This is a genomic window from Propioniciclava soli (assembly GCF_014858005.1).
Lineage (GTDB): Bacteria > Actinomycetota > Actinomycetes > Propionibacteriales > Propionibacteriaceae > Propioniciclava > Propioniciclava soli.
In genome coordinates this window covers 13,359-31,878 of sequence record NZ_JACYOT010000008.1, presented here as the reverse complement: position 1 = coordinate 31,878, position 18,520 = coordinate 13,359, and the positions used below count along the sequence as shown (strand labels likewise).

The 18,520-nt window shown below is 72.1% G+C and carries 18 protein-coding genes; 10 read left to right on the top strand and 8 right to left on the bottom strand.

What is annotated here, in order from left to right; translation table 11 throughout:
• The first annotated feature begins 4 nt into the window (after positions 1-4).
• From dhaK to dhaM, 3 genes are read left to right on the top strand one after another with little or no spacing between them, the layout of a single operon-like run.
• The gene (dhaK, locus tag IFY26_RS10050; RefSeq protein WP_232548873.1) at positions 5-1,003 is read left to right on the top strand and encodes a dihydroxyacetone kinase subunit DhaK; all 999 of its coding nucleotides are present in this window, start codon (positions 5-7) and stop codon (positions 1,001-1,003) included.
• Complete coding sequence (gene dhaL, locus IFY26_RS10045) at positions 1,000-1,617, top strand: dihydroxyacetone kinase subunit DhaL (protein WP_232548872.1); 618 nt, start codon at positions 1,000-1,002, stop codon at positions 1,615-1,617. Before dhaK ends, dhaL begins: the two co-directional genes overlap by 4 nt.
• 7 nt (positions 1,618-1,624) lie before the next feature.
• Positions 1,625-2,347: a dihydroxyacetone kinase phosphoryl donor subunit DhaM gene (dhaM, locus tag IFY26_RS18200; protein WP_232548871.1), complete on the top strand. Its 723-nt coding sequence runs from the start codon at positions 1,625-1,627 to the stop codon at positions 2,345-2,347.
• A 7-nt stretch (positions 2,348-2,354) separates the two neighbouring features.
• Here dhaM and IFY26_RS10035 read toward each other — a convergent pair whose 3' ends face one another.
• From IFY26_RS10035 to IFY26_RS10025, 3 genes are all read right to left on the bottom strand, one after another.
• Positions 2,355-3,401 carry a CE1 family esterase gene (locus IFY26_RS10035; RefSeq protein ID WP_232548870.1) on the bottom strand — a complete coding sequence of 349 codons (1,047 nt, stop codon included), beginning with the start codon at positions 3,399-3,401 and terminating at the stop codon, positions 2,355-2,357.
• Positions 3,402-3,666: 265 nt separating this feature from the next.
• A complete protein-coding gene (locus IFY26_RS10030) occupies positions 3,667-4,656 on the bottom strand; it encodes a malate dehydrogenase (protein WP_232548869.1) in 990 nt (329 codons plus the stop codon).
• A gap of 127 nt (positions 4,657-4,783) precedes the next feature.
• Positions 4,784-5,344, bottom strand: coding sequence for a DUF421 domain-containing protein (locus IFY26_RS10025; RefSeq protein WP_232548868.1), 561 nt, complete (start codon positions 5,342-5,344; stop codon positions 4,784-4,786).
• 80 nt (positions 5,345-5,424) lie between these two features.
• Here IFY26_RS10025 and IFY26_RS10020 point away from each other — a divergent pair, with 80 nt between their 5' ends.
• Positions 5,425-6,105: a histidine phosphatase family protein gene (locus tag IFY26_RS10020; RefSeq protein ID WP_232548867.1), complete on the top strand. Its 681-nt coding sequence runs from the start codon at positions 5,425-5,427 to the stop codon at positions 6,103-6,105.
• A 97-nt stretch (positions 6,106-6,202) separates the two neighbouring features.
• Here the strand turns inward: IFY26_RS10020 and purU are convergent, their stop codons facing one another.
• Genes purU through IFY26_RS10005 form a run of 3 tightly spaced genes read right to left on the bottom strand, consistent with a single transcriptional unit; the run spans position 6,203 to position 9,029 of the window.
• On the bottom strand, positions 6,203-7,054 hold the full coding sequence (purU, locus tag IFY26_RS10015; RefSeq protein ID WP_232548866.1) for a formyltetrahydrofolate deformylase: 852 nt from the start codon (positions 7,052-7,054) through the stop codon (positions 6,203-6,205).
• A 2-nt stretch (positions 7,055-7,056) separates the two neighbouring features.
• Positions 7,057-8,010 carry a glycosyltransferase family 2 protein gene (locus IFY26_RS10010; protein WP_232548865.1) on the bottom strand — a complete coding sequence of 318 codons (954 nt, stop codon included), beginning with the start codon at positions 8,008-8,010 and terminating at the stop codon, positions 7,057-7,059.
• Positions 8,011-8,048: 38 nt separating this feature from the next.
• Positions 8,049-9,029, bottom strand: coding sequence for a patatin-like phospholipase family protein (locus IFY26_RS10005; protein WP_232548864.1), 981 nt, complete (start codon positions 9,027-9,029; stop codon positions 8,049-8,051).
• Between the two features lie 158 nt (positions 9,030-9,187).
• Here IFY26_RS10005 and glf point away from each other — a divergent pair, with 158 nt between their 5' ends.
• From glf to IFY26_RS09985, 4 genes are read left to right on the top strand one after another with little or no spacing between them, the layout of a single operon-like run.
• Complete coding sequence (glf, locus tag IFY26_RS10000) at positions 9,188-10,375, top strand: UDP-galactopyranose mutase (protein WP_232548863.1); 1,188 nt, start codon at positions 9,188-9,190, stop codon at positions 10,373-10,375.
• Positions 10,372-12,378 carry a glycosyltransferase gene (locus IFY26_RS09995; protein ID WP_232548862.1) on the top strand — a complete coding sequence of 669 codons (2,007 nt, stop codon included), beginning with the start codon at positions 10,372-10,374 and terminating at the stop codon, positions 12,376-12,378. Before glf ends, IFY26_RS09995 begins: the two co-directional genes overlap by 4 nt.
• A complete protein-coding gene (locus tag IFY26_RS09990) occupies positions 12,378-13,235 on the top strand; it encodes an ABC transporter permease (protein WP_232548861.1) in 858 nt (285 codons plus the stop codon). Before IFY26_RS09995 ends, IFY26_RS09990 begins: the two co-directional genes overlap by 1 nt.
• Entirely contained in the window at positions 13,235-14,011 is a 777-nt protein-coding gene (locus IFY26_RS09985; protein WP_232548860.1) for an ABC transporter ATP-binding protein, read from the top strand. The genes IFY26_RS09990 and IFY26_RS09985 overlap by 1 nt, the downstream gene beginning before the upstream one ends.
• Before the next feature lie 58 nt (positions 14,012-14,069).
• On the opposite strand, the gene IFY26_RS09980 is transcribed toward IFY26_RS09985, so the two are convergent.
• On the bottom strand, positions 14,070-14,918 hold the full coding sequence (locus IFY26_RS09980; RefSeq protein ID WP_232548859.1) for a glycosyltransferase: 849 nt from the start codon (positions 14,916-14,918) through the stop codon (positions 14,070-14,072).
• Positions 14,911-15,870: a glycosyltransferase gene (locus IFY26_RS09975; protein ID WP_232548858.1), complete on the bottom strand. Its 960-nt coding sequence runs from the start codon at positions 15,868-15,870 to the stop codon at positions 14,911-14,913. The genes IFY26_RS09980 and IFY26_RS09975 overlap by 8 nt, the downstream gene beginning before the upstream one ends.
• 51 nt (positions 15,871-15,921) lie before the next feature.
• On the opposite strand from IFY26_RS09975, the gene IFY26_RS09970 reads away from it, so the two are divergent.
• Both IFY26_RS09970 and IFY26_RS09965 read left to right on the top strand, forming a co-directional pair.
• Positions 15,922-17,253, top strand: coding sequence for a hemolysin family protein (locus tag IFY26_RS09970; protein WP_332836180.1), 1,332 nt, complete (start codon positions 15,922-15,924; stop codon positions 17,251-17,253).
• A 38-nt stretch (positions 17,254-17,291) separates the two neighbouring features.
• Complete coding sequence (locus tag IFY26_RS09965; RefSeq protein ID WP_232548857.1) at positions 17,292-18,503, top strand: aminoglycoside phosphotransferase family protein; 1,212 nt, start codon at positions 17,292-17,294, stop codon at positions 18,501-18,503.
• Positions 18,504-18,520: the final 17 nt, after the last annotated feature.

The window sequence follows — 18,520 nt, the reverse complement described above, 5'->3', positions numbered from 1 at the left end:
CCTCGTGAAAAAGCTGATCAACGACGCCAGCGATGTCGTTGCCGACGCCCTGCGTGGTATCGAGGCCGCGCATGCCGACCGGCTCCGCATCGACCACGACCACCAAGTGATCCTGCGCGCCGACGCGCCCCGGGCCGGCAAGGTCGGCATCGTCTCGGGCGGTGGCTCGGGCCACGAACCACTGCACGGCGGGTTCGTCGGGCGCGGCATGCTGGACGCGGCCTGCTGCGGTCAGGTGTTCACCTCGCCGGTGCCCGACCAGGTGATGGCCGCCACGACGGCGGTGGACGCCGGCGCCGGCGTCCTGCACCTCGTCAAGAACTACACCGGCGACGTCATGAACTTCGAGATGGCCGCCGAACTGGCCGCTGCCGAGGGCGTCCAGGTGGAGGCGGTGGTGATCGACGACGACGTCGCCGTGACCGACTCGCTCTACACGGCCGGGCGCCGCGGCGTCGGCCTCACCGTGCTGATGGAGAAGATCGTCGGCGCGGCCGCGGAGGAGGGTCTCGACCTGGCGGGCCTGGCGTCGCTGGCCCGGCGGGTGAACGCGTCGGGGCGCTCGATGGGCGTGGCGCTGACGTCGTGCACCGTCCCGCACGTGGGGCGTCCGACGTTCGACCTGGGGGAGGACGAGCTGGAGATCGGCATCGGCATCCACGGCGAACCCGGGCGCGAGCGGCGGCCGATGGCGAGCGCCCGCGAGGTCGCGGCCATGCTGGTGGAGCCGGTGCTCGCCGACCGCGATTTCACCGGCGCACCCGCCATCGTGATGCTCAACGGCATGGGCGCGACGCCGCTGCTGGAGCTGTACCTGATGTACGGCGAGGTGGCGACGCTGCTGCGCGAGGCCGGGGTGGAGATCGCCCGCAACCTCGTCGGCAACTACATCACGAGCCTCGACATGGCGGGCTGCTCGCTGACGGTGCTCGGCGCGGACGACGACATGCTGCGGCTCTGGGATGCCCCGGTGGACACCCCTGCCCTACGGTGGGGTCTGTGACGACCGTTGACCTTGCCCAGACCCAGGCGTGGCTGGCTGACTTCGCCGCCGCCATCCACGAGAACGCAGCGCTGCTGACCGACCTCGACCGCCAGATCGGCGACGCCGACCACGGTTCGAACATGGATCGGGGTCTGACCGCCGTGGCCGCCCTGAACGCCGACGACTTCGCGGACACCGCCGCCTACCTCAAGAAGGTCGGCATGACGTTGGTGAGCACCGTCGGGGGCGCCTCGGGGCCGCTGTACGGCACGTTCTTCCTGCGGTTCGCCGGCGCCCTGCCTGCGGCGGCGGACGCCGCAGGTCTCGGCGCGGCGCTGCGCGCGGGCGTGGAGGGGGTCGCGGCGCGCGGCCGCGCCGAAGAGGGCGACAAGACGATGCTGGACGCCCTCGCCCCGGCGTTGCGTGCCTACGACGAGGCGGTCGGGGAGGGTGTCCGGCCGGCGTTGGAGGCCGCCGCCGCGGCCGCCGCGACCGGCCGCGACGCGACCGTGCCGCTGGTGGCGCGCAAGGGGCGCGCCTCCTACCTGGGGGAGCGCAGCGCGGGTCACCAGGATCCGGGGGCCACGAGCGCCACGCTGCTGCTCGAGTCCGCCGCGCGGAACCTCGGCTGACGCCGCCGTGATCGGCATCGTCGTCGTCTCGCACAGCGCATCGTTGGCCGAGGCCGCGGTCTCCCTCGCGCTGGAAGTGGCGCCCCCCAGCTCCCGCCCGATCGTGCTGGCGGCGGGTGGCGTGGACGGCGGTCTGGGGACGGATGCCGCCGCCATCGCCGCGGCGCTGGGCGAGGCGGACTCCGGGGACGGCGTCCTCGTGCTGGTGGACCTGGGCAGCGCGGTGCTGTCGGCGGAGATGGCGTGCGAGTTCATCGATCCGGACGCCGCCGCGCGCGTCCGCATCTCGCCCGCGCCGCTGGTGGAGGGCCTCGTGGCGGCCACCGTGGCCGCCGCGATCGGCGGCGACCTCGCCACGTGCGACGCCGAGGCCCGGCGGGGGTGCGAGGCCAAGGGCGAACATCTGGGCGCGGGGTCGGCGGAGGTCGATGCGGGTCAGGCGCCCAGCTCGGGTGCGCGCGTGCTCGAGCTCAGGATCGACCTGCCGCACGGCTTGCACGCGCGGCCGGCGGCGGCGATCGCGAGTGCCCTGGCGCCATTCGACGCGCAGGTGACGCTGCAAAACGTGACGCGCGGTGGCGACTCCACCGAGGCCGACAGCCCGATGGGCATCCTGGCCCTGGGCGTCCGCCAGGGCGACGTGGTGGAGGCCACCGTCGACGGCCCGGACGCCGACGCCGCGGCCGCGGCGCTGCAGACCCTGGCCGACGCGGGCTTCGGCGAGTCCTGAGTCAGCCTCAGCCGCGACGCTGGTGGGCGGCGAAGAACTCCCACATCAGCTCGGACGCATCGATCTCCTGCGTGGTGACGCCCAGGGGGCTGAGGTCCACCGCCGTGCCCGGCCACGTGTGACCGCCGCCCTCGACGATGTAGCCCACCACCGCGGCGCGCCGGGCGCACCCGGCGTAGCTGATGCGGGTGACGTGCTCGCTCACCTGCATGGTGGAGGGGCGGGCGCGGCAGTCGTCCAGGTCGGCCCAGGTGGCCAGGGCGAGGTTGACCGAGTATCCCCACCGGAGGTCGGCGCTGCCGGCGAACGGGTTCACGAAGTCCGCGTCACCGTGGAAGGTGAGGACGGCCACGGGGGCGTCCGGTGGGCACGAGGCGGCATCGACGGTGGTGGTGTCGGTGGGGTCCGGGCGCCCCGCCCGGAGCCCGGCCACCGGAGCGATCGCGGCGATGAGATCCGGGCGCGCGCAGGCCAGGGCCGACGCCATGCGGCCACCGCCAGAAAAACCGGTGGCGTAGATGCGGCGCTCGTCCACGCAAGCACGGGCGTCGAGCTGGTCGACCACGGCGCTGAGGTAGGCGACGTCGTCCCGGGCACCGGCCGGGGGGAAGGCGCCCGCCGTCGTCGGCACGCCCGGCACATTCCACGCCCAGTTGCCGTCGGGCAACGGGTCGGTGGTGGGCAAGGGGATCGCCGCCGTCGGCTGGGCCACGATGAACTGCTCCCGGTCGGCGATCGCGCCCAAGCCGCTGATGCCCGCCTGGACGGTGCCGTTGGCGCTGCTGCCGTGCAGGTCGAGGACGAGCGGGAGGGCTTTGCGCGAGGGTGCATCGGGCACGTTCACGCGCACGCGCGTCGTGACGCCCGCGAAGGGGACCTCGACGAGTGAGGTGCCGGCCGGCAGGCTGCGCGCGCAGGCAGCGGCCCGGGCCTGGTCAGAGGGTGCGGCGTGTGCGGGGGGAGCGGCGGTGCCGAGGCTGCTGGCGAGAAGGGCCGCGACCGATCCGAGCGTGACGGCGAGACGACGCAGGCCGAGGGTGGGAGTGGGAGTCATGGTGGGGGATCCTCTCGACGATGAGGGGTGGAACGGGCCCAGTGTCCCGGGTGGGTGCCCGCGGGCACAAGGTGACGGCGACGGTTTTCCAGCACTCGATCACGGCAGAGGTCGGGCGCTGAGCGTGAGCCGATGAATGAGTGCGCACTCACTGCCGGGAAACCGTCGGGTCGTGCCCCGGACGCATCATCGACCGGGAATATCCCCGCGAACAACAGGGACGGCGCCCACCCCGGGGGGGCGGGCGCCGTCACGGCGGGGGGCGTCAGATGAGGCCGAGCTCCTGCACCGCGCTCTTCTCCTCGACCAGCTCGGCGACCGAGGCGTCGATCTTGGCACGCGAGAAGTCGTCGATCTCCAGACCCTGGACGATCTCGTACGCGCCGTCGCTCACCGTGCACGGGAACGACGAGATGATGCCCTCGGGCACCCCGTAGCTGCCGTCGGACGGCACGGCCATCGACACCCAGTCACCGTCCGGGGTGCCGAGCACCCAGTCGCGCATGTGCTCGATGGTCGCGTTCGCGGCGGACGCCGCCGAGCTCGACCCACGCGCAGCGATGATGGCCGCGCCGCGCTTGGCGACGGTGGGGATGAAGTCGTTCTCCAGCCACTCCTGGTCGTTGACGGCCTCGGCCGCGTTCTTGCCGCTGACCTCGGCGTGGAACAGGTCGGGGTACTGGGTGGCGGAGTGGTTGCCCCAGATCGTCATCTTGGTGATGTCGGTCACGGCCACGCCGAGCTTGGCCGCGAGCTGGCTGATTGCCCGGTTGTGGTCGAGGCGGGTGAGGGCGTTGAACCGCTCGGCGGGGATGTCGGGGGCGTTCTTCATCGCGATGAGCGCGTTGGTGTTGGCCGGGTTGCCGGTGACGAGCACCTTGATGTCGTCGGCGGCCACGGCGTTCAGCGCCGAGCCCTGCGCGGTGAAGATGGCGCCGTTGGCGCTCAGCAGGTCGCCGCGCTCCATGCCCGCGGTGCGCGGGCGGGCGCCGACGAGCATGGCGAGGTTCACGCCGTCGAACACCTGGGTGGCGTCGTCGCCGATCTCGACGCCGGCGAGCAGCGGGAAGGCGCAGTCGTCCAACTCCATGACGACGCCCTCGAGCGCCTTCAACGCGGGGGTGATCTCGAGCAGGCGCAGCTCGACGGGGGTGTCCTTGCCCAGCAGTTCGCCGCTGGCGATGCGGAACAACAGGCTGTAGCAGATCTGGCCGGCGGCGCCGGTGACGGCGACCTTGACGGGTGCGGTGGTCATGATTTCCTCCACGGTGACGGACGTTCTCGATCAGGGGGTGGCTCAGCTTCGAACCTAGCACCGCCGGACGCCGCGCGTGCGCGTCCCGGCCCGGCGCCCGGCCTTCCCGGCGGAGCCGGGGCGCCGCTCAGGCCTGGCCCGGGGCGTCCCGGCCGGCGGCCGTGTTCGCGTCCGGGGCGCCGTGGCCGGACAGGTCGGCCAGGGCGGAGGCGTCCCCCAGCTGGCTGTGGGGGATGACGCTCAGGGTGCCGTCGGTCTCCAACACCACCGCCGCGATCTGGTGGACGTCACCGTGACCACTCTGGCGCACCGCTTGCCGCAGCTCGCTCTCGGCCATGCGGTGGGCCCGGAGGGCGTCCTTCAGCACCCGGCCGTCCTCCAGCAGGAGGGCGGGCGACGCCGTCACGGCGGAGCGGACGCCGGGCCGGCGGGAGGTGAGCGTGGCGATCAGGGCCTGGAACAGGATGAGCAACCCGAGCCCCAGAGCGCCGCCGGCGAGAGACACCTCGTTGGGCAGGATGATGGCGGACAGCATGGAGCCGAGCGCGACGGTGACGACGAAGTCGAAGGCGTTGAGCTGGCCCAGCGTCCGTTTGCCCGAGATGCGCAGGAGCAGCAGGAGGGTGACGTAGGCCACGGTGGCCGCCACCAGGACGCGCAGGAGGTCGCCCCAACCGTCGAAGAACATCGCTCCACCCCTTGTCGTCGGACTGAGCACCCACCCTAGGCGCGGTCGGGCCGGGCGGGACGCCGATTAGGCTGGGCACCATGCGCCTCCTGCTCGTCCGTCACGGCCAGACCGCCTCGAACGTCCACCGGTTGCTCGACACCGCCGTGCCCGGTGCCGACCTCGACGCGGTGGGACGCAGCCAGGCCGAGCTGCTGGTCGAGCGCTTGGCCCACCACCCGATCGATGCCGTCTACACCTCGGACCTGGTGCGCACGCAGCAGACGGTGGCCCCGTTGGCGGCCGCCCGCGGGCTCGAGCCGCGGACGATCGGCGGGTTCCGCGAGATCCAGGCGGGCGAGGACGAGATGAGCCCTGACTCGTCGCGCTACATCGCCGTCCTGAAGGCCTGGGGCGAGGGGGACCCGGAGGCGTCCCTGCCCGGTGGTGAGGACGCGGAGACGTTCCTGGAGCGGTTCGATGCCGGCATCGCCGCGGTCGAGGAGGCCGGGCACGACCTGCCGGTCGTGGTGAGTCACGGCGCCGCCCTGCGGGCCTGGGTGCTGGCGCGCGCGGTGGACCTCGACGTGGAATGGGCGGTGGCGCGTCGGATGGGCAACACGGCGGTGCTGCTCTGCGAGCGGGACGCCGCCGGTGACTGGCGGCTGCTGGACTGGGACGAGGGCGCCCCCGAGATCGGGGCGCCGGCCGAGGACGCCGGGCCCGACGAGCCGGTCGAGGAGGTCCCCGAGGGCCCCGACCTGGCGGACGCCGAGCGCTGACCCGGCCCGCGCCGACACGCTCACTTCGGGCTCAAACTCCGGCTCCGAAGCCGGAGTTTGAGCCCGAAGTGAGCGTGTCGCCGCCTCGAGGGACGCGTCAGTGGAAGATCACCGTGCGGTTGTCGTCCAGGAACACCCGGTGTTCGGCGAACAGCGCCACCGCGGCGGCGAGGGTGCGGGACTCCTGGTCCTGCCCGATGGACTGCAGCTCGGCGACGGACTTGGTGTGGTCGACGCGGGTCACGTTCTGCTCGATGATCGGCCCCTCGTCGAGGTTCTCGGTGACGAAGTGGGCCGTGGCCCCGATGAGCTTCACCCCGCGCGTGTGGGCCTGCCGGTAGGGGTTGGCCCCCTTGAACCCGGGCAGGAACGAGTGGTGGATGTTGATGGCCCGCCCGGCCAGGGCGGCGCACAGCTCGGGGGAGAGGATCTGCATGTAGCGGGCCAGCACCACGAGCTCCACGCCGTCGGAGGCCACCGCGTCCAGCACCTCGGCCTCGAAGGCCGCCTTCGTCTCGGCCGTCACCGCACGGTGCGTGAACGGCACGCCGTGGAAGCGCGCCAACTCGCCCAGGTCGGGGTGGTTGGCCATCACGCCCGTGATCTCGATGGGGATCTGCCCGGCGCGCTGCCGGAACAGCAGGTCGTTCAGGCAGTGCCCCGCCCTGGACGCCAGCACCAGGGTGCGGCGCCGGCGTCCGACCTCGTCCAGGTGCCACGCGGCATTCAGGTACGCAGCCAGCGGGCGCACGGACTCCTCGAACGAGGCCCGCTCGAAGCCCGACTGCACCTGCACCCGCATGAAGAAGCGGCCGGTGTCGACCGAGCTGAACTGCTGCAGCTCGGTGATGTTGCCCTGGCTGGACGCGATGGCCCCGGTCACCGCGTGGACGATGCCGGGGCGGTCGGGGCACGCCAGGGTCAGGACCCAGTGGGAGGGGTCGGTCACGGTCATCCTCGCGATTGCTTCCGGGTCGCCCAGTGGTGTCGGGCGAGGTGGTATTTGCGGCGGGCCAGCGCGATGAGGCCCACCTCGCGGCTGGCTGCCTCGGCGGCGTCCACTCGCTCCTGCAGGGTGTCCAGCCGGCGGTGCAGCGCCTCGAACTCGTCGGTGAGCAGCCGGGTCAGGTACAGCAATCCGCCCGCGCCGTTGCGTTCCACGTAGTCGCGCAGGTGCAGATCACGCACGAGCAGATCGAACCGCGCATGGTCGGCGTCCTGCGTGATGCTGTTGCACGCGGCCCCGGCGGCACCGGGTCGCTGGTGCCAGAAGGCCAGGGGGCGGTCCACGAAGCCCACCGCGTAGGCGCTGAGCAGCCGGAGGTGGAAGTCCCAGTCGCCGGCCACGGCCAGCTCCTCCCGGTACGTCCCGATGGTGGCGTGGACGGCGCGACGGTACAGCAACCCGATCGGCACGAACCGGTTGATGCGCAGGAGGTCCGACAGGGTGACGTCGGTGAGATCGGCCCAGAAGGGGTGGCGGCCCACCTCGACGACGCGGTCGCCGTCCAGTTCCTCCAGCACGATGATCGTGCGCGTGACGACGGCCGCCTGGCCCGGGTGTGCGTCGAGGTGCCCCACCGTCGTGGCGAGAAACTCCGGATCCCACGTGTCGTCGTCGTCGTGGACGCACACGTAGGCGCCCTCGGTCTGTGCCAGGCCGGTGTTCGTGGCGTCCTCCATGCCCGCGGACGCCGTGCGGTGCACCACGCTGACGCGCCCGCTGAACCGCGCGTCACGCTCGGCCACCAGTGCGTCCACCGGCGCAGGATCGCCGACGTCGTTGACGATCACCAGGTGCCAGTCGGTGAACGTCTGGGCCAGCACGTCGTCGAGGGCGCGTGCCAGCAAGCGCGGTCGGTTCTTGGTGCGCAGGATGATGCTGACGCGCCCCGGAACCGACATGGGCTCCAAACTAGCGTGAACGGCCCCGGGTACGCCCGTCACAGGCCTGCCTCGTCGAACGCGCGGGCCGCGCGCTCGCGTCCCAGGGCGATGAGCTCCCCGGCCCGATGGAAGTCGAAGGGGCTCGCGATGTCCATGCCGAACTCGACGAGGACGTCGGGCGGGCTGGCCGCCATCCGGAACCGCGTGATCATCGCCTGGCTGGTCTCCAATGACCGGCTCACCACGTCGGTGGTGCGCAGCCCCTTCGGCAGCGCGTCGAAGTCCGACGGCGCGGCGTCCGACGCCTGCGCGACCTCCGGGGGGCCCGCCCCCTCCGGCTGGTGGCTCCCGGCGAAGCGACCCTGCCACCAGTCCAGGACGCCGCGCACCTGGTCGGACTCCAGGACGCCGCGCCGCAGGCGTCCGGCCAGCTCGCCGAACACCCCCTCGGAGTCCGCCGACTCGCTCACCGGCTGCTGGCTGGTGCGGGTGTCGCGGGCTCCGGAGAGGGACACGGCCACGGTCAGGTCGGCGGGGGTGCCGAGCAGGGGATCCACGGGCACGGGGTTGAGGATGCCGCCGTCGGCCAGCAGCCGGCCCTGCATCATCACGGGCGTGAACACGCTGGGGATGCCGATGGACGCCCGCATGGCCAGGGCGAGCGAGCCGCGCTGGAACCACACCTCGCGGGAGGCGGTCAGGTCGGTGGCCACGGCCGTGAACGGAATGGGCAGGTCCTCGATCAGCGCGTCGTCGAGCAGGTCGGCCACCCGGTCCATCACACGGCGGCCCCAGAACACGCCCGGGCCGGAGAACGCCGGGTCGAGCAGCAGCCACACGTCGCGGGCGGTCAGGGTCTCGACCCAGGCGCGGTAGTCGTCGAGCCGGCCCACCGCCTCGAGGCCGCCGACGACCGCGCCCATGGACGTCCCGGCGATGGCCGCGACGGCGTGTCCGCGCTCCTTGAGCTCTGCCAGGACGCCGATGTGGACGTACCCCCGGGCGCCGCCGGAGCCGAGGGCGAGTGCGATGCGCATGCCGGCAGGATAGATCGGCACCGGGGCAACGGTCGGCGACGTGCCGCACGCGTCCCCGGCGGTCGGGTAGCCGCTCCGATACGCTGGACGGAGCGCCGAGGGGGCGCGACGCCTCGGTGGCACCGCCGGGGAGCCGACATGGATGGGAGATCCCCCAAGTGAATGCAGACCTCCTGGTCGTCGGGTCGGGCCTGTTCGGCCTGACCGTCGCCGAGCGGGCCGCGAACGATCTCGGCCTCAACGTCGTCGTGATCGACCGGCGCCACCACATCGGCGGCAACGCCTACTCCGAGCCGGAGGCGCAGACGGGGATCGAGGTGCACCGCTACGGCGCCCACCTGTTCCACACGAGCAACGAGCGGGTGTGGAACTACGTGAACCAGTTCACCGGGTTCACCAACTACGTGCACAAGGTGTACACGAACCACCACGGCATCGTGTACCCGATGCCGGTGAACCTGCACACGATCAACCAGTTCTTCAACGCGGCGTACTCGCCATCCGAGGCGCGGCAGCTCATCGCCGAGCAGGCCGCCGAGTTGGAGGGCAAGGAGCCGGAGAACTTCGTCGAGAAGGGCATCTCGCTGATCGGCCGCCCGCTGTACGAGGCGTTCATCATGCACTACACGGCGAAGCAGTGGCAGACGGATCCGGAGCAGCTGCCGGCGTCCATCATCAGCCGCCTCCCGGTGCGCTACAACTACGACAACCGCTACTTCAACGACACGTGGGAGGGGCTGCCGGTCGACGGCTACACCGCCTGGTTCGAGCGGATGGTCGACCACCCCCGCATCGAGGTGAAGCTCGACACCGATTTCTTCGACGACGCCCAGCCGTACAGCAAGGGCGCGGCGGCCGGGCAGGTTCCGGTCGTCTACACCGGCCCGGTCGACCGCTACTTCGACTTCGAGGCCGGCGAGCTCGGCTGGCGCACCATCGACCTGGAGGAGGAGGTGCTGCCCATCGAGGACTTCCAGGGCACCTCCGTCATGAACTACCCGGACGCCGACGTGCCCTACACGCGCATCCACGAATTCCGCCACTTCCACCCCGAGCGCTCCTACACCAAGGACGCGACGGTCATCATGCGCGAGTACAGCCGCTTCGCCGACAAGGGCGACGAGCCGTACTACCCGATCAACACGGACGCCGACCGCGCGGGCCTGCTCGCCTACCGCGACCTCGCCCGCGCGGAGTCGAACGTGCTGTTCGGCGGCCGCCTCGGCACGTACAAGTACCTGGACATGCACATGGCCATCGGCTCCGCGCTGAGCATGGTGGACAACAAGCTGCGGCCCCACTTCACCGAAGGGGCCCGGCTCGAGAGCGGAGGGGTGGACGCGTGAGCGAGTCCGTCGCCTACATCACCCCCCTGAACACCGAGGTGGAGGGCGCCCGTTCCCTCCGCGAGGTCGCGCGGGTGGTGTTCCCCGGGCGTGGCGACGTGGACGCCGCCGCGCTGTACGTGGACCCGCCGCGCCTGCCCGAGCAGGAGGTCGGGGGAGCACCGGCGGGGGCGGCCACCGCGGCGACGGAGGAGGAGCCGCGGCCCGACGACTACCTGTCGAGCCGCTCGCTGCGTGTGCGCCGCGGGCGCCACGTATCGCTGGGCTCGTACTTCAACGCGTTCCCCGCGTCGTACTGGCGGTGGTGGACCGACGTGACCGCCGTGGTACTGCGCGTCGTCACCTCCGGCGACGGCACGGTGATCGTGTACCGCAGCAACGCCCGGGGGCAGGTGCAGCGCGTCGACAGCCGGCAGGTCGCCGAGAAGGGGGCGGAGCACCTGTTCGAGCTCACGCTGGTGCCCTTCAACGACGGCGGCTGGTACTGGTTCGACCTGGTGGGCGGCGAGGACGGCCTCGTGCTGGAGGAGGCGTCCTGGCTGGTGGAGGCCGGCGACGTCAAGGTCGGCACCGTCAACCTCGGCATGACCACGTTCAACCGGCCCGACTACGCGGTGGCCAACGTCCGCGCCATCGCGGCGTCGCAGGAGCTGGCGTCCGTGGTGCACGAGATGCTGGTGGTCGACCAGGGCACCGAACTCGTCGAGGACGAGGACGACTATGCCGCGGCCGTGGAGGAGATGGCAGGCCGGTTGCGCGTGATCCGCCAAGGCAACATGGGCGGGTCGGGCGGCTATGCCCGCGGCATGTACGAGACGCTCCAGGCCGACGCGGACGGCGTGAAGGCCGACTACTTCATGACCCTGGACGACGACATCAAGGTGGAGCCCGAGTCGATCCTGCGCGCGGTCACGTTCGCCGACTTCTGCCGCGTGCCGTCGATCGTGGGCTCCCACATGTTCGACCTGCACAACCGGACGCTGCTCAACGCGTTCGCCGAGGTCATCGACCCCTACGCCTTCCGCTGGGGCCCGCCGGACGGGCTCGGCCAGCTCGATCTCTCCGAGCGTGGCCTGCGCTCGCGCCGGCTGCTGCACCGCCGTTGGGACGCCGACTACAACGGGTGGTGGATGTGCCTGATCCCGCGCGTCGTGCTGGAGGAGGTCGGTCTGGCCCTTCCCGTCTTCATCAAGTGGGACGACTCCGAGTACTCCCTGCGGGCCCGCGAGCACGGCTACCCGACGGTGACGCTGCCCGGCTCGGCGGTGTGGCACGTGTCGTGGTTCGACAAGGACGACGCCGTCGACTGGCAGGCCTACTTCCATGAGCGCAACCGGCTGATCGCGGCCCTGCTGCACTCCGGCTTCCTCAAGGGTGGCCGCATGCTGCGCGAGTCGCTCATGGTGGAGACCAAGCACACGATCTCGATGCAGTACTACGCCGGACGCCTCGTGCTCGACGGGCTCCGGGACGTGCTCGCCGGGCCCGACCGGCTCCACGACCAGATCGCGACGGCCGCGGCCCGGGCGCGCGGCCTGAAGAAGGAGTACGTCGAGGCCCAGGTGTCGCAGGACATCGGCGCGCTGCCCGCCGTCCGCACAGCCAAACCGCGCAAGCGGCAGGAGGCAAAACCGCCGTCGACGCCCGCGCTGATCCCGTGGACGCTCTCCACCATCGTGCGGCAGGTCGCCCTGCCGCCCCGGGAGCTGTCGCGCACCTACCCCGAGGCCGCGATCCGGCACGCCGACAGTAAGTGGTACTGGATGCCGCGCTTCGACTCCGCACTCGTCACGAACGCCGACGGCACGGGCGCCTCGCTGCACCAGCGGGACCCCGCCCAGGTGCGGGCGCTCACCTGGGAGAGCGTGCGGCTGCACGCCGAGCTCGCGCGCCGGTGGGAGGCCCTGGCCAAGGAGTACCGCGACGCCCTGCCGCGCATCACGTCGCCGGAGAGCTGGGCGGAGACGTTCGCGCGCAACCCGGCCCCGGCGTCCCCCCGCTAGTGGCCGCGACCGAACTGACGGCCCCCGGGCAGGGCCGGGGGCTGCTCGACGTTCTCGCGAACCGGTACCTGCTGCGGCTCATCGTGCGCAAGGAGGTGCAGGTCCGCTACCGCGGCTCGGTGCTCGGCATCCTGTGGAGCTACATCAAGCCGGCCGTGCAGTTCGGCGTGTTCTACGTCGCGATGGGCGTGTTCCTCGGGCTCAACAAGGGCATGGAGAACTACGCGGTGTACCTGTTCAGCGGCATCATCGCGATGAACTTCTTCAACGAGGCGTTCGGCAACGCGGCGCGCTCCATCGTGGGCAACGGCAACCTGATCAAGAAGATCTACCTGCCGCGCGAGCTGTTCCCGGCATCGTCGCTGTGGGTGGCGTTCATCCACTTCGTGCCCCAGGTGATCGTCCTGCTGGTCGCGTGCGTCTTCACCGGGTGGGTGCCGAACCTGTGGGAGCTCGGAGCGGTGCTCGCGGGCTTCCTCATCATCGGCATCTTCGCCCTCGGGCTGGGCGTGGTGTTCGCGACCGCGAACGTCTTCTTCCGCGACGCGGAGAACATCGTCGACCTGCTCGTCATGGTCGCGACCTGGGCGTCCCCGGTGCTGTACGTCTGGACGATGGTGCGGGAGGCCGCGCCGTGGCTCGTCAACCTGTACTTCCTCAACCCCCTCACCGTGGCCGTCGAGCTGTTCCACTACGGGTTCTGGCACCCGACCGTGACCTCCGGCGGCACGTGGGAGATCCCGCCGCACCTGTTCTCGGTGTGGACGCCGGCGGCGCTGGTGATCTCGGTCGCCTTCCTCGTGCTCGGCGACGTGGTGTTCCGCCGCTTCGAGGGCAACTTCGCCCAGGAGCTGTGATGGTGCACGAACACGCTCCGCGGGGGGCGCAGGGCACGGCGGGCGAGGTGGTCGTCCGGGTGTCCGGGGTGGGCAAGGACTTCGTCCTGCGGCACACCCGTAGCCTCAAGGAGGCGCTCGTCTGGCTGGTGCGGGGGCGCAAGGGCGACCTGGCGAACCACTTCCACGCGCTCGACGACGTGACCTTCGACATTCACCACGGCGAGACCGTCGCCCTCATGGGGCTCAACGGCTCAGGCAAGTCGACGACGCTGAAGCTGATCTCGGGTGTCATGCGACCGGACCGGGGCAGCGTCGGCGTCCGCGGCCGCATCGCCGGCCTGATCGAGGTGGGGGCCGGGTTCCACCCCGACCTGCCGGGGCGCGACAACGTGTACCTCAACGGGGCGATCCTCGGCATGACGCACGAGGAGATCGACGCGCGGTTCGATGACATCCTCGCGTTCAGCGAGATCGGGGAGTTCATCGACACCGAGGTGAAGTTCTACTCCTCCGGCATGTACCTGCGGCTGGCCTTCGCCGTGGCCGTGCACACCGATCCCGACGTGTTCCTGGTGGACGAGATCCTCGCCGTCGGCGACGAGCCGTTCCAGCGCAAGTGCATCGGCCGCATCAAGGAGCTCGTGGCGCGCGGCAAGACGTTGGTGGTGGTGAGCCACGACCTCGATCTGGTGCAGCAGATCTGCGAGCGTGGCATCGTCATGGAATCCGGCCGGGTCGTCTTCGACGGTCCGTGTCGCGAGGCCGTGACGTTCCTGCGCGAGCGCAACCGCTGAGGCCCCGGCCCGGACGCCCGCGCAGGGGCAGGCGCAGCGGCAGGCTCCTGGGCGCGGCTCAGCGCCCCCGGAGCCGGGTGACGACGGCGTAGATGGGGCGCCGCACCTGCGTGGGGACGAAGCGCCACACGCCCCGCACCACCACGTTGCGCGCGCACTGGAACGGTGTGGTGAACCCGGTGCGCAGCATCCGGGCCTGCAACCCCAGCTCGGAGCGCAGCAGCGTCCAGCCGCCGCGGCGGGCGTAGGCGCCGGCGCCGATCCGGTAGAGCACCAGCGGCTCGGCGACGTTGCCGACCCGGGCGCCGGCCGCGATCATGCGCGCGAACAACCAGTAGTCCTCCAGCTTGTCGAGGTGCTCATACCCTCCCGCGGCGGCCACGGCCGCGCGTCGGTACACCACGGCCGGGTGGTTGAACGGGTCCTGGAAGCGGGCGAGCGCCGCGATGGCGGCGGGGTCGGTGGGCCAGGCCCGCACCAGCCCGCGCTCGTGCTCGTCGGTCGTGAACTCCACGATCGCCGCCGAGACGAGGTCGAGCCCGCCGGCCACGAGCGGCACCTGCGTGGCGAACCGTTCCGGCAGCGAGATGTCGTCGGCGTCCGCGCGGGCCACGATCGCGTGGGCGCAGGCCGCCAGGCCCGCCTCCAGGGCGCGGGCCAGGCCCACGTTGGTCGGCAGTTCGACCAGGCGGACGCCCACCCCGCCGGTCAGCTCGCCGGACGCCGCCCGCGCGAGCACGGCGGCGATGTCGGCGGCCACCGGGCCGTCCCGCACGAGGACGACCTCGGCGGGCCGGAGCGTCTGCTCGGCCGACACCGACGCGATGGCCCGGTTCACGTGCGCGGCGACGTCGCCGGCGTAGACCGGCAGCAGGACGCTGAACGGGGGCAGGGGCGGTTCAGGCACGGCCGGCCCCCCGCTCGATCGCGGCGACGTCGGCGGCCACCGGCGTGTCGGCGAGCACCGCCGTCGTCGACGGGGGGCGTCCGACCCCCTCGCGCAGCCCGGCCCAGCCGTGGCGCACGAGGGCGATTCGGTCGGCCGAGCGCGCCAGCATGCGTGCCCAGCGCCGCAGGGTCGACCCGGCGTAGAGCAGCCGGTCCCGCACCCCGAGGGCGGGGGAGCGGGTGAACAGCCACACCTTGTTGCGCACTTCGTTGCGGAACCGGGGGCCGGGGTCGGCGTCCGACATGCCGAACACCTTCGTCAGGTGCTGGACGCGGCTCGCCGGCACGTACAGCCCCACGCCGCGGCGCAACAGCCGGGCGGTGAACTCGAAGTCGTCGTTCCACAGGAAGTAGGCCGCCTCGGGCAGACCGTGGGTGCGCACGGCGGCGGCGTCCACCAGCACGCTCACGAACGACGCCGACCGCACGGCCCGCGCGCCCACCGCCGTGGCGGCCGCGCGCGCCGACCGGGTCAGGCCGAAGCGCTCCCGCGGGGTGTTCATCGGGTGCTCCCGGCCGTCGTGCCAGTCGGCGCGCGAGGCGGCGAGCGTCACGGGGCCGGGGTGGGCGGCCCAGGCGTCCAGCAACGCCGCGAGCGCGCCGGGCAACGGCACGGTGTCGTCGTCCATGAGCCACACCCGGTCGGCGGCGTGCCGCTGCAGGGCCACGGCGACCCCGGCGGCGAATCCGCCGGCGCCACCGGTGTTGCGCGGCAGCGTGAGCACCTCGCTCACCACCGGGTGTGACGATGCGAGCGCCGCGGAGTCGTCGGTGGAGGCGTTGTCGATCACGACGACCGCGTCGACGGGGCGCTCCTGGGCCGCGAGGCCGTCCAACGTCCGGGCCAACAGGTCGCGCCGGTTCCAGGCCACGACCACCGCGACGACGCGCACCGCGGCAGGGGGAACCATGGGGGTCACCCTAGCGTGGGGAGCGTCGGAGGAGCCCGATACGCTGGCGGGGTGAACCCGACGGTCTCCAACATCGTGCTGATCCTGCTCTTCATCCTCATCGGCGGGGTGTTCGCGGCCGCGGAGATGGCCCTGGTGTCCTTGCGGGAGAGCCAGGTCCGTGCCCTGAGCACGCGCGGCAAGCGCGGCAAGACGGTGGGCAGCCTGGCCGGCGACCCCAACCTCTTCCTCTCGGCCGTGCAGATCGGCGTGACCCTGTCGGGCTTCCTGTCGGCCGCGTTCGGTGGCGCGACCCTGGCGGGCGAGCTCGCCCCCGTCCTCGTCGGATGGGGCGTGCCCGAGGCTGCCGCGTCCGCCGTGGCCCTGGTGCTCATCACCATCGCGATCTCGTACGTCTCGATCGTCGTGGGCGAGCTCAGCGCCAAGCGGTTGGCGATGCAGCGTGCCGAGGCGTTCGCCATGGCGCTGGCGCCGTTGGTGAACGTGATCGCGACGATCACCCGACCGGTCATCTGGTTCCTCGGCGTGTCGACGAACGTCGTGGTGCGGCTGCTGGGTGGTGACCCGAAGGCGTCCCGCGAGGAGGTCACGGACGAGGAGCTGCGCGCGATGGTCAGCAGCTCGGTCACGTTGGGCGACGAGGAGCGCCAGATCGTGGACGAGGTGTTCGCGGCCGGTCAGGTGAGCTTGCGGGAGGCCATGGTGCCGCGGACGGAGGTCGACTTCCTGGACGGCGACATGCCGGCCCACAAGGCCGCCCGCCAGGTGGCCGACGGCTCCCACAGCCGCTACCCGGTGATCGGCCGCGACGTCGACGACGTGCTCGGCTTCCTCCACGTGCGCGACCTGTTCGATCTCGACCCGAGCGCCCGCAATGCCCCGATCAGCCAGCTGGTGCGCCCCGTGGCGGCGCTGCCGCAGACGGTGCGGATTCTCCGCGCCCTCTCGATCATGCAGGCGGCCAACGACCATCTCGTCGTCGTCCGCGACGAGTACGGCGGCACCGCCGGCATCGTCACGATCGAGGACCTGGTGGAGGAACTCATCGGCGACATCACCGACGAGTTCGACCTGGAGGTGCCCGACGACGCCGAGGTGCCCGACGAGCTGGATGGCCTCACCACCTTGGAGCAGTTCGCGGAGCGTTATGGGCTGACGCTGCCCGACGGTCCGTACGACACGGTGGCGGGGTACCTGATGGCCACGCTGGGGCGCCTGCCCGAGGCGGGTGACTCCGTCCGCGGCGTCGTCAGCTCCGTCGGCACCGAGGAGTCGGTGCCGCAGGACGTCGAGCTGACCGTCACGGAGCTGGACGGACGCCGCGCCTCCCGCCTTCGCCTCACGCGGCACGGCGTGCCGGCCCTGGGGCTCGCCCAGGAGTAGCCTCGCGGGGGCAACCGGCCGGGGCGGGGGGAGGGCGCATGGCTGACGACGACGGCGCCGAGCTGTTGTCCTCCGACGCCGTGGCCGGGCTGCTGGGCGCCGCGGTGGAGCACGCCGGCGGCACCTTGGAGAGCTGGGCGCTGGACCACATCGACGCCAACCCCCGGCAGTCGACAACCGCCACCTACTCGGCCGTTGTGGCGTGGCCCTGGGGCCGGCGCAGCGAGCTGCTGGGCGTCAGCGCCCGCGCCCAGGGGCCGACGGCCGCCGACAGCCGCGCGGAGATCTTCGCCGACGGCGAACGCGAGGTGGCCGTCTGGCTCTATCCGAACGACCCCGACCTGCCCGGTCTGGCGCGCGCCGCCTACCCCTCCTCGCTGGCGGCGGTGCTATCCGGGTCCGGCGCGGTCGCGGGGCCGCTCCCGCCCGAGTCCCTCGAGCTGGAGATGATCGCCTATCGTCCGCGCCGACGCGCCGTATTGCGCGCGCGGGTGGCCGACGGCCCCACGTTCTACGTCAAGGTGCTGCGCGAGCGGTTGTTCGCCGACGTCTCGGAGCGTCACGCGCTGCTGGCGGACGCCGGCGTCCCGGCCCCACCGGTCGTCGCGACGACCCCGGACCATCTGCTGGTGCTCGGTGCCCTGCCCGGCACGCCGTTGGCGCGCGCCGTGTTCGACGAGGCCGCGCCGTGCACCGCCGAAGACCTCATCGGGGTGCTGGACGCGATGCCGCCGACCGTGGCGGGGCTCGGGCGGCGTCCGCCGTGGTCGGATGCGGTCGATCATTACACGGCCATGGTGGCCGCGGCGCTGCCCGCGCAGCACGACCGGCTGCATGCCCTGGCCGACGCCATCCGCACCGGCCTGGCGCCGTTGCCGCCGGGGGACGAACCCACCCACGGGGATTTCCACGAAGGGCAGATCCACGTGGACCGGGGGCGGGTGGCCGGCATCCTGGACGTCGACACCATCGGGCCCGGACGCCGCGCCGACGACCTGGCCTGCCTCATCGCGCACCTGTCGACCATCCAGCGCATGAGCTCCGCCCAGGCCGCCCGCGTCCGCACACTCCTGCAGGCCTGGGTTCCGGTGTTCGACGCCCGGGTCGACCCCGTCGAGCTGCGGCTGCGCGCGGCCGCCGTCATCATCTCGCTGGCCACGGGGCCGTACCGCGGCCAGGAGCCGGACTGGCAGCGGGAGACCACCGCCATGGTGGACGCCGCGGAGGCCCTGGTGCGGCAGGTGCTGTGACCCCGTCGTGACCTGGA

What these genes read in the sequence shown, in the direction of transcription:
- IFY26_RS10035 (WP_232548870.1), bottom strand. Translation starts at nt 3,401, where the DNA reads ATGACTCCCACTCCCACCCTCGGCCTGCGTCGTCTCGCCGTCACGCTC.
- IFY26_RS10030 (WP_232548869.1), bottom strand. Translation starts at nt 4,656, where the DNA reads ATGACCACCGCACCCGTCAAGGTCGCCGTCACCGGCGCCGCCGGCCAG.
- IFY26_RS10025 (WP_232548868.1), bottom strand. Translation starts at nt 5,344, where the DNA reads ATGTTCTTCGACGGTTGGGGCGACCTCCTGCGCGTCCTGGTGGCGGCC.
- IFY26_RS10020 (WP_232548867.1), top strand. Translation starts at nt 5,425, where the DNA reads ATGCGCCTCCTGCTCGTCCGTCACGGCCAGACCGCCTCGAACGTCCAC.
- IFY26_RS10010 (WP_232548865.1), bottom strand. Translation starts at nt 8,010, where the DNA reads ATGTCGGTTCCGGGGCGCGTCAGCATCATCCTGCGCACCAAGAACCGA.
- IFY26_RS10005 (WP_232548864.1), bottom strand. Translation starts at nt 9,029, where the DNA reads ATGCGCATCGCACTCGCCCTCGGCTCCGGCGGCGCCCGGGGGTACGTC.
- IFY26_RS09985 (WP_232548860.1), top strand. Translation starts at nt 13,235, where the DNA reads ATGGTGCACGAACACGCTCCGCGGGGGGCGCAGGGCACGGCGGGCGAG.
- IFY26_RS09975 (WP_232548858.1), bottom strand. Translation starts at nt 15,870, where the DNA reads ATGGTTCCCCCTGCCGCGGTGCGCGTCGTCGCGGTGGTCGTGGCCTGG.
- IFY26_RS09965 (WP_232548857.1), top strand. Translation starts at nt 17,292, where the DNA reads ATGGCTGACGACGACGGCGCCGAGCTGTTGTCCTCCGACGCCGTGGCC.